The sequence below is a fragment of the Streptomyces botrytidirepellens genome (genome assembly GCF_003721215.1).
Taxonomy (GTDB): domain Bacteria; phylum Actinomycetota; class Actinomycetes; order Streptomycetales; family Streptomycetaceae; genus Streptomyces; species Streptomyces himastatinicus.
Window position 1 is genome coordinate 1 of record NZ_RIBZ01000016.1, and the last position, 12438, is coordinate 12438.

General features: G+C 74.3%; 1 protein-coding gene and 1 pseudogene. Both read right to left on the bottom strand.

Going from position 1 to position 12438, the window contains the following annotated elements; translation table 11 throughout:
- Window positions 1-4967: type I polyketide synthase (locus tag EEJ42_RS00715; protein ID WP_123098100.1), on the bottom strand; the 4967-nt coding region annotated here is incomplete at its 3' end.
- Window positions 4968-5014: 47 nt separating this feature from the next.
- A pseudogene (locus EEJ42_RS00720) lies at window positions 5015-12438 on the bottom strand (SDR family NAD(P)-dependent oxidoreductase); the annotation flags it as partial.

The window sequence follows — 12438 nt, forward strand, 5'->3', positions numbered from 1 at the left end:
ACCGCGCGCCGCACCGGCACCCGGACCAGTCCGCGCAGCACCGGCGCGAGCGTGCCCGCGGCGGCCTGGGCGCGCAGCGCCACGGCGTCCACGCGCATCGGCGCGGGCGTGACCTCGCCGGTGGCGAGGGCCGCGTCCAGCAGCGCCAGGCCCTCCGCCGGGGTCAGCGGCGGCAGTCCGGCGCGCCGCATCCGGGCGATGTCGGCCTCGTCCAGGCCACCGGCCATACCGGCGCCCGCCCAGGGTCCCCAGGCGAGCGAGACGGCCGGAAGCCCCTCGGCGCGGCGGCAGGTGGCCAGGGCGTCGAGGAACGCGTTGGCGGCCGCGTAGTTGCCCTGTCCGGGGGTGCCGAACACGCCCGACGCGGACGAGAACAGCACGAACGCCGTCAGGTCCAGATCCGCGGTCAGCTCGTGCAGGTTCCAGGCCGCGTCCACCTTCGGGCGCATGACGTGTGCGACGCGCTCGGGCGTCAGCGAGCCGATCACGCCGTCGTCCAGGACGCCCGCCGTGTGCACGACGGCCGTGAGCGGATGCTCGGCGGGGACGGCCGCGAGGGTCGCGGCGAGCGCGTCCCGGTCGGCCACATCGCATGCGGCCCAGCGCGCCTCGGCGCCCAACTCGGCTACATCTGCGGTCAGTTCGGCAGCGCCCGGCGCCTGGTCGCCGCGGCGGCTCACCAGCAGCAGCCGCCGTACGCCGTGCTCCGCGGCCAGATGGCGGGCCACCAGCCCGCCCAGCGTGCCGGACGCGCCGGTGACCAGCACCGTGCCGTCCGCACCGAAGCCTGTTTCCTGGGTTTCCGTGGCCGGTACCCGGGCCAGCCTCGGGACGCGGACCACGCCCGCACGCACCGCGAGCTGCTCCTCGCCCGCCGCCAGCGCCGCCGGAAGCGCCGCGAGCGACGAGCTGTGACCGTCGGTGTCCACGAGGATGAAGCGGTCCGGGTTCTCGGCCTGCGCCGAACGCAGCAGACCCCACGCCGCGGCCTGCGCCGGATCGCCGTCCCCCAAGGTCAGGAACACCAGCCGCGAAGCGGCGAACCGCTCCTCGGCCAGCCACGCCTGGGCCAGGCCCAGTGCCTCGACCGTGGCCTGACGCACGGCGTCCGGCGCCCCGTAGTCGCCCTCGGCGGAGGGTGTCGCGAACACGTAGTCCGGTACGGCCGCACCGTCGGCGACCGCCTCGGCCAGCGCCGCGAGATCCGCGTACGCCACGGCCTCGACACCGGCGGGGAGGCTCACGACACGGTCCGTGCCGAGCACCGCCCACAGGCCACCGCTTGGCGACCCCGTCGCCAGCTCGGTCCACTCCACCCGGAACAGCGACTCGTGGTACGCCGCCCGTGCAGCCCGCACCTGCTCATCCGACACGGCGCGCAGGACCAGCGAGTCCACGGCGGCGACCGGCGCACCGGACGCGTCCGCGATCTCCAGCCGGACCCCGTCCGCGCCCTGCAACACCAGCCGCACGCGCAGCGCCGACGCGCCGCTCGCGTACAGCGACACCCCGCTCCACGCGAACGGCAGCCGCCCCTGGCCCCCGCCGTCGCCGTCACCCAGGCCGTCCAGCCCGAGCGCGTGCAGCGCGGAGTCCAGCAGCGCCGGGTGCAGCCCGTACGCCTGCGCGTCGGACGCGACGGCCTCCGGCAGCCGGACCTCGGCGAACAGCTCATCGCCGCGTCGCCAGGCGGCGTCAAGCCCCTGGAACACCGGGCCGTAGCGCAGCCCGCCGTCCGCCAGCGCCTCGTACAGCTCCTCGGTACGAGCCGCCACGGCGTCCTGCGGCGGCCACTGGGCCAGCGCGAACGACGGCCGGGGCGCGCCCGCGACGAGCACACCGCTCGCGTGGCGCGTCCACGGCTCCTCGGCCGGGGCGTTCTCGGCGCGGGACAGCACGGCGACGGAACGCCGCCCGGTGGTGTCCGGGGCGCCGACGGTGACCTGAAGCCGGACACCGCCACGCTCGGGCAGCACCAGCGGGGCATGCAGGGTCAGCTCATCGAGATGGTCGCAACCGGCCTGGTCACCGGCCCGCACCGCCAGCTCCACAAACGCCGTACCCGGCACCACCACCGAGCCCCGCACCACATGGTCGGCCAGCCACGGATGCGAATCCACACCCAACCGACCCGTGAACAACAACCCATCCGACTCCGCCAACGACACCGCCGCACCCAGCAACGGATGCCCCGCCAGCTCCAACCCCACCGACGCCACATCACCCACCGACCCGGCGCCCGGCTCCAACCAGAACCGCTCATGCTGAAACGCATACGTCGGCAGATCGACCCGACCCGCACCGGTCCCCGCGAAGAAACCAGCCCAGTCCACGCCTACGCCACGCACAAACACCCGCGCGACAGCGGTCGTCAGCGACTCGGTCTCGGGCCGGTCCTTGCGCAGCAAGGAGACAAACGCAGCGTTGTCCCCGGTCACGCACTCCTGCGCCATGGCGGTGAGCACACCATCCGGGCCCAGCTCGATGAACGTGGAGACACCCTTGGCCTCCAAAGCCCGCACACCATCGAGGAACCGCACGGCCTCACGGACATGCCGCACCCAGAACTCGGGGCTGGTGATCTCCTGCGCGGAGACGACATCGCCGGTGATGTTGGAAACGATGGGGATGCGCGGAGCCTCGTACGTCAGCCCCTCCGCGACCTGGCGGAACGCCTCCAGCATCCCGTCCATACGCGGCGAGTGGAAGGCATGGCTGACCGTGAGCCGCTTGGTCTTACGACCCTGCGCCTCGAACGACGCGGCGATCTGTACGGTGGCGTCCTCGTCACCCGCGATGACCACCGACGCCGGGCCATTGAGGGCGGCGATGCTCACCCGCTCGGTCAGCAGCGGCGCCACCTCGTCCTCCGACGCCTGCACCGCGATCATCGCGCCACCGGCCGGAAGCTCCTGCATCAACCGCCCACGCGCCGCCACCAACTTCGCAGCATCCGCGAGCGACAACACACCCGCCACATGGGCGGCGGCCAACTCACCGATCGAATGCCCCGACAGGAAGTCCGGCGTCACACCCCACGCCTCGACCAACCGGAACAACGCCACCTCGACCGCGAACAACGCAGGCTGAGTGAACCCGGTCTGGTCCAGCACCGAGGCGTCGTCCCCGAACAGCACATCCCGCAGCGGCCGCTCAAGATGCCGGTCCAGCTCCGCGCACACCGCATCCAGCGCCTCCGCGAACACCGGATAGGCGCCATACAGCTCAAGGCCCATCCCCAGTCGCTGGCTGCCCTGCCCCGTGAACAGGAACGCCACCTGACCGCCGTCCACCGGGCCCGCCACGAGCCCCGGTGCGGACTCGCCGCGCGCCAGGGCGTCCAGGCCCTGCCGCAGCGCGTCGCGGTCGGTGCCCACGATGGCCGCGCGGTGGTCCAGGGCGGCCCTGCCGGTGGCCAGGGAGTGGCCGACGTCGGCGGTGCCGAGGGCGGGGGCGTGGTCCAGGTGGGCGGCGAGACGGCGGGCGTTGTCGCGGAGCGCCGTCGCGGTCTTGGCGGAGAGGATCCAGGGCAGGACGGCGGCCGGAGCGCCATCACCCGTGGTCTGCGGCTCCTCGGCCTCCGGCTCCGGGGCCTGCTCCAGGATGGTGTGGGCGTTGGTGCCGCTCACGCCGAAGGCCGAAACACCGGCCCGGCGCGGCCGTCCGGTGTCGTCCCAGGGGCGGGCCTCGGTCAGCAGCTCCACCGCGCCCGCCGACCAGTCGACGGTCGGGGACGGCTGGTCGATGTGGAGGGTCCGGGGCATGACGCCGTGGCGTATCGCCATGACCATCTTGATGACGCCCGCGACACCGGCCGCCGCCTGGGTGTGGCCCAGGTTGGACTTGAGCGAGCCCAGCCACATGGGCCGGCCCTCGGGCCGTTCCTGGCCGTAGGTGGCGAGCAGCGCCTGCGCCTCGATCGGGTCGCCCAGGGTCGTACCGGTGCCGTGGGCTTCGACCACGTCGATCTCGGCGGCGGACAGCCGGGCGTTCTCCAGGGCCTGGCGGATGACACGGCGCTGCGACGGGCCGTTGGGTGCCGTCAGACCGTTCGACGCACCGTCCTGGTTGACCGCCGAGCCGCGTACGACGGCCAGCACCTGGTGGCCGTTCTTGCGGGCGTCCGACAGCCGCTCGACCAGCAGGACGCCGACGCCTTCGGACCAGCCGGTGCCGTCGGCCGACGCCGCGAAGGACTTGCAGCGGCCGTCGGGGGCGAGGCCGCGCTGACGGCTGAACTCCACGAACACATCGGGGTTGGGCATCACGGTGACGCCGCCGACCAGGGCGAGCGAGCATTCGCGCTGACGCAGCGCCTGGGCCGCCCAGTGCAGGGCGACGAGGGACGACGAGCAGGCCGTGTCGATGGTGGCGGCCGGGCCTTCGAGACCGAAGGTGTAGGCGATGCGGCCGGAGAGCACGCTGGTGGCGCCGCCGGTGAGCATCAGCCCCTCAAGTTCCTCCGACGTGTCGGAGCCGTAGCCCATGGCCGCGGCGCCCACGTATACGCCGGTGCGGCTGCCGTGGACGGACGTCGGGTCGATTCCGGCGCGTTCGAAGGCTTCCCAGGAGGTTTCCAGCAGCAGCCGCTGCTGCGGGTCCATGGCAAGGGCCTCGCGCGGCGAAATGCCGAAGAATCCGGGGTCGAAGTCGGCGACGCCGTCGAGGAATCCGCCGCCGCTGTTGTAGAAGGTGCCCTTGCGGTCGGGGTCCGGATCGGCGAGCCCTTCGATGTCCCAGCCGCGGTCGGCGGGGAATCCGGAAATGGCGTCGCCGCCCTCGTCGACGAGCCGCCACAGGTCCTCGGGGGAGCCGATGCCGCCGGGGAAGCGGCAGCTCATCGCGACGATCGCGAGGGGTTCCTGCGCGTCCGCCTCCACCTCGGTCAGGCGGCGACGGGCCCGGCGCAGCTCAGTGGTCATCCACTTCAGATTGTCGAGAAGCTTCTCTTCGTTCGCGCTAGCCACGAAAACGTCACCTCCTGAGGTCAGTGGAAATGTGAGCGGTCATCACGTCAGGACCTTCCGAATTCATTGTTGATGAGGTCGAAGATGTCTTCGGCCGAGGCGGATTCGATATCGAGGTCATCGTCGTCGGCACCGTCCGCGCCCGTCTCGTTCTCCGTCTCGTGCCATGTCCGCAGCAGCGCTTCGAGGCGCGCCGTGACCCGCTCGCGTTCCGCCTTGTCGTCGGGAACGTGGGAGAGGGCGAATTCGAGCTTGTCGATTTCCGCGAGGGCCGGGAGTTCCGGGGTGGTGTCCTCGCCCAGGATTTCCGCGCGCAGTTCGCCCGCGAGCACGCCGGGCGTGGGGTGGTCGAAGACCAGGGTGGCGGTGAGCTGGAGCCCGGTCGCGGCGTTCAGCCGGTTGCGGAGTTCGACGGCGGTGAGGGAGTCGAAGCCCAGCTCCTTGAAGGCCCGGCCCGCCTCGATGGCCGTGGTGTCGTCGTGTCCGAGGACGGCGGCGACTTCGGCGCGTACGAGGTCGAGCAGCACGCGGTCGGCCTCGGGCCCGGTGAGCCCCGCAAGCCGCTCCCGCAGCGCCTCCGCCGGGTCGCCGTCGCCCGCGTCGTCGGCCGCGACATCGGCCGCCGCGAGGGCGTTCCGGACCTCGGGCAGGTCGGCGATGAGCGGACGGGGGCGGGCCGCGGTGAAGGCGGGCGCGAAGCGGTCCCAGTCGACGTCGGCGACGGTGATCGTGGTCTCGCTGCCGTCGAGCGCCTGCTGGAGGGCGGCGATGGCTGAATGCGGGGCCATGACCGGCAGTCCGCGGCGGCGCAGCTGCTCGGCCGCCTCGTCGTCGGCGACGAGCCCGCCGTCCGCCCACGGGCCCCAGGCCACGGAGGTGGCGGCGGCGCCACGGGCGCGGCGCTGTTCGGCGAGCGCGTCCAGGTGGGCGTTGGCGGCGGCGTACGCGCCCTGGCCACCGCTGCCCCACACCCCGGCGATGGAGGAGAAGAGCACGAAGGCGTCCAGGTCGGTGTCGCCGAGCAGAGCGTCCAGGTGGGTGGCGCCCGCCACCTTCGCGGCGACCACGTCGGCGACATCGGCCGGTGTGGCGTCCGCGAGCGGCGCGAACTGCCCGGCGCCCGCCGTGTGCACGACGGCGGTGAGGGGGTGGTCCGGGTGGTCGTCCCGGATCCGGGCCAGCAGCCCGGCCACCGCGTCCCGGTCGGTGACGTCGCAGGCGGCGACGGTCACCCGGGCACCCAGCGCGGTCAGTTCGCCGGTGAGCCGGTCGGCGCCGGGGGCGTCGGGGCCGCGGCGGCTGGTGAGCACCAGATGCTCGGCGCCGCCCGCCGCCAGCCAGCGGGCCACATGGGCGCCCAGCGCCCCGGTGCCGCCGGTGACCAGGACCGTTCCGCGGGGCCGCCACGGCTCGCCCGCGGCCGTGGCGCGCTCGGCGTGGGCGAGGCGGCGGGCCAGCACTCCGGCCGTACGGATCGCGAACTGGTCCTCGTGCGTGTCCCCGTGTCCGCCGAGCACGCCCGCCAGCCGGTCGGCGGTGCGTTCGTCGAGGGTCGCGGGCAGGTCGACCAGGCCGCCCCAGCGCTCGGGGTGCTCCAGGGCGACCACCCGGCCCAGGCCCCACACCTGCGCCTGTGCGGCGCTGCGCGGGGGCTCGGAGGCGGCGGTGGAGACCGCGCCGGTCGTGGCGCACCACAGCGGGGCGTCCACGCCCGCGTCCCCGAGCGCCTGCACCAGCACGCCGGTGCGCAGCAGCCCGGTGGGCGCGGCGCGGTGTGCGGGGTGCGGGTGTTCGTCCAGGGCGAGCAGGGACAGCACCCCGTGGACGGGGTCACCGGCCGCGGCCCGGCGGATGCGGTCGGCGAGGGCGCCCCGGTCGAGGTCCCGGCCGTTCTCCCCACCCTGGTCCACGGTGACGCGCCGGATGTCGGCGCCGCGTTCGGCCAGCGCGTCGACCAGGTTCCGTACGAGGGTCCGTACGGTGTCGGCGTGGCCGTCCGGTTCGGCGACCAGCCACACCCCCGGGGCCGCGGCGAGGCGCGGCTCCTCCAGCGGCTTCCAGCTGACGCGGTAGCGCCAGCCCTCGATGACGGACTGCTCGCGCTCGCGCCGCCGCCACGCGGACAGGGCCGGGAGCAGCGCGCTGAGCGGCTGGTCCACGTCGATGCCCGCCGTGTCCGCCAGCGCGCCGAGGTCGTCGCTCTCGACGGCCGCCCAGAAGCGGGCACCGGCCACATCAGTGGTCGTCTCGGGCGTGGTGTGCTCCGGGGTGCCGTCGAGCCAGTAGTGGCGCCGCTGGAACGCGTACGTCGGCAGGTCGACGCGGTGTGCGCCGGTCCCGGCGAACAGCGCCTCCCAGTCCAGCGCCACGCCCCGGACGTGCAGGGTGGCGAGGGCGCCGGCCAGGGTTTCCGGCTCGGGGCGCCCGCCGCGCAGCACCGGTACGAAGGCCACGTCGTCCGGTCCTTCGTCGGTGACGCAGTCCTGCGCCATGGCGGTCAGCACACCGTCCGGGCCGAGTTCGACGTACGTGGTGACGCCCTGGGCCTCCAGGGCGCGGATGCCGTCGAGGAAGCGCACGGACTGGCGTACGTGGCGCACCCAGTAGTCGGAGCCCATGCCCAGCTCGTCGGTCACCGGCTGCCCGGTGACGGTCGAGAGGATCGGGATGCGCGGAGCGCCGTACGTGAGGCCCTCGGCGACCTTGCGGAATCCGGCGAGCATGCCGTCCATGTGCGGGGAGTGGAAGGCGTGGCTGACGGTGAGCCGCTTGGTCTTGCGGCCCTGCGCCTCGAACGACGTCGCGATCTCCAGGGCCGCGTCCTCGTCGCCCGCGATGACGACCGACGTGGGCCCGTTCACCGCGGCGATGCTCACGCCGTCGGTGAGCAGCGGCGCCACCTCGTCCTCCGACGCCTGCACCGCGACCATCGCGCCACCGGCCGGAAGCTCCTGCATCAGACGGCCCCGCGCGGCCACCAGCGTGGCGGCGTCGGCCGGCGAGAGCACGTCGGCCACANCCGCGCGGCCACCAGCGTGGCGGCGTCGGCCGGCGAGAGCACGTCGGCCACATGGGCGGCGGCCAGTTCGCCGATGGAGTGCCCGGCGAGGACGTCGGGCCGCAGCCCGGCGGCCTCGGCCAGCCGGAACAGCGCCACCTCGACCGCGAACAGCGCGGGCTGGGTGAAGGCCGTCCGGTCCAGCAGCTCCTTGTCGGCGCCGAACAGCACGTCGTACAGCGGCCGTTCGAGGTGCCGGTCCAGCTCGGCGCAGACCGCGTCGAGCGCCTCGGCGAACACCGGGCTGGCCTCGTACAGCTCGCGGCCCATGCCGAGCCGCTGGCTGCCCTGGCCGGTGAAGAGCACGGCCGTACGGCCTTCGGCGGGCGAGCCCTGGACCAGCTGCGCGGCCGACTCGCCGCGCGCGAGGGCCGCCAGGCCCGCGAGCAGCCGGTCCCGGTCGGGGCCGAGGACCACCGCGCGGTGGTCGAGTGCGGACCTGGTGGTGGCCAGGGAGTACGCCACGTCCACGGCGTCGAGCGCCGGGTCGGCGGCGACGTGGGCGCGCAGCCGTTCGGCCTGCTCGCGCAGCGCGTCCCCGCTCTTGGCCGACAGCGGCCAGGCGAGCACGTCGGGCCGTACGACGGAGGGCTCGGTGCCATCGACCACGGCTGGTTCCGGGGCCTGCTCCAGCACCGTGTGGGCGTTGGTGCCGCTGAAGCCGAACGAGGACACGCCCGCGCGGCGCGGGCGGCCGGTCTCCGGCCATGCCTGCTCTTGGGTGAGCAGCGACACCGCGCCCGCCGACCAGTCGACGTGCGGCGACGGCTCGTCCACGTGGAGGGTCCGCGGCAGCACCCCGTGGCGCATGGCGAGCACCATCTTGATGATGCCCGCGACACCGGCCGCCGCCTGGGTGTGGCCGATGTTGGACTTGATGGCGCCCAGCCACAGCGGCCGCTCCGGGTCGCGCTCCTGACCGTAGGTGGCGAGCAGCGCCTGCGCCTCGATCGGGTCGCCGAGCCGGGTTCCGGTGCCGTGCGCCTCGACCGCGTCCACCTCGGCGGCGGACAGCCCGGCACCGGCCAGCGCCTGCCGGATGACGCGCTGCTGGGCGGGGCCGTTGGGCGCCGTCAGACCGTTGCTCGCGCCGTCCTGGTTGATGGCCGAGCCGCGCACGACGGCCAGCACCGGGTGGCCGTTGCGCCGCGCGTCCGACAGCCGCTCGACCAGCAGCATGCCGACTCCCTCGCCCCAGCCGGTGCCGTCCGCACCGGCCGCGAACGCCTTGCAGCGGCCATCGGCGGCGAGGCCGCGCTGACGGCTGAACTCGATGTACGCGCCGGGGCTCGACATGACCGTCACACCGCCCGCGAGCGCGAGCGAGCACTCGCCCTGCCGCAGCGCCTGGATCGCCCAGTGCAGCGCCACCAGCGAGGAGGAGCAGGCCGTGTCGACGGTGACCGCCGGGCCCTCCAGACCGAAGGTGTACGCGAGTCGGCCGGACACCACGCTCGCCGCGTTGCCCGTGCCGAGGTAGCCCTCGACGCCCTCCGGGACCGTGTGCAGGGATGCGTCGTAGTCCTGCCCGTTGGATCCGACGAAGACACCGGCCGAGGTGCCGCGCAGCGTGGCCGGGTCGATGCCCGCCCGCTCGAACGCCTCCCAGGAGGTTTCCAGCAGCAGCCGCTGCTGCGGGTCCATGGCGAGCGCCTCGCGCGGCGAGATCCCGAAGAACGCGGCGTCGAACCGGCCCGCGTCGTACAGGAAGCCGCCCTCGCGGGCGTAGAAGGTGCCGCGCTTGTCGGGGTCCGGGTCGTACAGCGCGTCCAGGTCCCAGCCGCGGTCGGCCGGGAACCCGGCGATCGCGTCCCCGCCCGCCGTCAGCAGCTGCCACAGCTCCTCGGGGGTGGTGACGCCACCGGGGAAGCGGCAGCTCATCGCGACGATCGCGATCGGGTCGTCGTCGGTGGCCACTGCCACGGCGGCCGGTGTCGATGGGGTGGTGGCGGGCTCGGAGTCCACGAGCTCGGCCCGCAGGTAGCCCGCCAGCGCGGTGGCCGTCGGGTAGTCGAAGACCAGTGTCGCGGGCAGCTTGACGCCGCTCGCGGCACCGAGCCGGTTGCGCAGCTCGACGGCGGTGAGCGAGTCGAAGCCCAGCTCTCCGAAGGCCCGTTCGGCGCCGACCGACTCGGTGCCGTCGTGGCCGAGGACCGCGGCCACGTGCGTACGGACCAGGTCCAGCAGCAGCCGGTCCCGCTCGGCCTCGCCCAGCCCGGCCAGCCGCGCGGCGAGCCCACCATCGGGAGACGCGCCGCCGGTGTCCTGCTGCGGCTCCGCCACGTCCGCGAAGTCCGCGATGAGGCGGCTCGGCCGTACGGCGGTGAAGTCCGGCGCGAACCGGGCCCAGTCGATGTCCGCGACGGCCACCGCCGCGTCGCCCAGGTCCAGCGCCCGCTGAAGGGCGGCCATCGCCCGCTCGGCGTCCATCGGCGGCAGACCGCCACGGCGCAGCCGCTGCTCCAGCGCGTCGTCCGCCGCCATGCCGCCCTCGGCCCACGGGCCCCAGGCGATGGAGGTGGCGGGCAGGCCCTCGGCGCGGCGCCGCTCGGCGAGCGCGTCCAGGTAGGCGTTGGCGGCGGCGTAGTTGCCCTGGCCCGCGGCGCCGAACGTGCCGCTGATCGAGGAGAACAGGACGAACGCGGACAGGTCCAGCTCGCGCGTCAGCTCGTCCAGATGCGCCGCTGCGGCCGCCTTGGCGCGCAGCACGGTCGTGAACCGCTCGGGCGTGAGCGCGTCGAGCACGCCGTCGTCCAGCACCCCCGCCGTGTGGAACACACCGGTCAGCGGCAGCTCCTCCGGCAGCCCGGCCAGCAGCCGCGCCAGCGCGTCCCGGTCGGCCGCGTCGCAGGCGGCCACGGTCACCCGGGCGCCGGAGGCGGCGAGTTCGTCGCGCAGCTCGGCGGCACCGGGGGCGTCCAGGCCGCGGCGGCTGGCGAGCACCACGTGCTCGGCGCCGTTCGCCACCAGCCAGCGGGCCACGCGTGCGCCCAGGGCGCCCGTACCGCCCGTGACCAGTACGGATCCGGTGCCCGGCTTCCAAGAGCCATCGGATGACGTGGGAGCCGAGGCCCGTACGAGGCGGCGCCCGAACACGCCCGACGCACGCACCGCGACCTGATCCTCGCCACCGGCCCCGGTCTCGGCTCGGGAGGCCAGCACCTCCGCCAGCCGTGCCACCGCGCGCCCGTCGGCCGCGGCGGGAAGGTCGACCAGACCGCCCCAGCGCTCGGGCAGCTCCAGCGCCGCGACCAGGCCCAGCCCCCACAGCTGCGCCTGATCCGGGCTGACCGCCCCGTCCGAACGGCCCACCGCGACCGCGCCCCGCGTGGCCACCCACAGCGGCGCGCCGATGCCCGCGTCACCCAGGGCCTGCGTCAGCGCGGCGGTACGCAGCAGCGCGTCGCCCTCCGACTCCGCGAGGGCCAGCAGGGACACCACACCGGTCACGGTGTCGTCGCCGACGGCCGCGGTCAGGTGTGCGGCCACCGCCGTGCGGTCGGCGTCGGCGGTCAGCTCGACCCGCGTCACGCCGACGCCGCGGTCGTCCAGCATCCGTACGACACCGTCGGCCCACGCGGTCCCGGTTGCCTCGGCCGGTACGACCACCAGCCAACGGCCGCTCAGCGGCGCGGCGGTGGAACGGTCGGACACCGGCTTCCACGACACCCGGTAGCGCCAGCCGTCGACCGTCGAACGCTCCGCCTGCTGCCGCCGCCACGACGACAGCGCGGGCAGCAGGGTCTCCAGCGCCCCGTTGTCCTCGTCGCCCAGGGCGAGCGTGGTGGCGAGCGCATCGAGGTCTTCCCGCTCCACGGCCTCCCAGAAGCGGGCGTCCACCGCGTCCTGGGCCGTGGCGGCAGACGTTGTCGCCACGTCCAGCCAGTAGCGGCGGCGCTGGAAGGCGTACGTCGGGAGCTCCACGCGCCGCGCGCCGGTCCCGGCGTAGAACGCCGCCCAGTCGGGCGCGCTCTGGCGCACCCGCACCCCGGCGAGGGCGCCGGTCAGCGTCTCGGCCTCGGGGCGGTCCTTGCGGAGGGCGGAGAGGAAGGCGGCGTCGCCACCCTCGGCGAGGCAGTCCTGCCCCATGCCGGACAGCACACCGTCGGGGCCCAGTTCGAGGTACGTCGTGACGCCCTGGGCTTCGAGGGTGCGGACGCCGTCGAGGAAGCGGACGGCCTCGCGGACGTGGCGCACCCAGAAGTCGGCGGTCGCGATCTCCTCACCGGAGACGACATCCCCCGTGAGGTTGGAGACGATCGGGATGCGCGGAGCCTCGTACGAAAGCCCCTGCGCCACCTCACGGAACGATTCCAGCATCCCGTCCATGCGCGGCGAGTGGAAGGCATGGCTGACCGTGAGCCGCTTGGTCTTACGACCCTGCGCCTCGAACGACGCGGCGATCTGTACGGT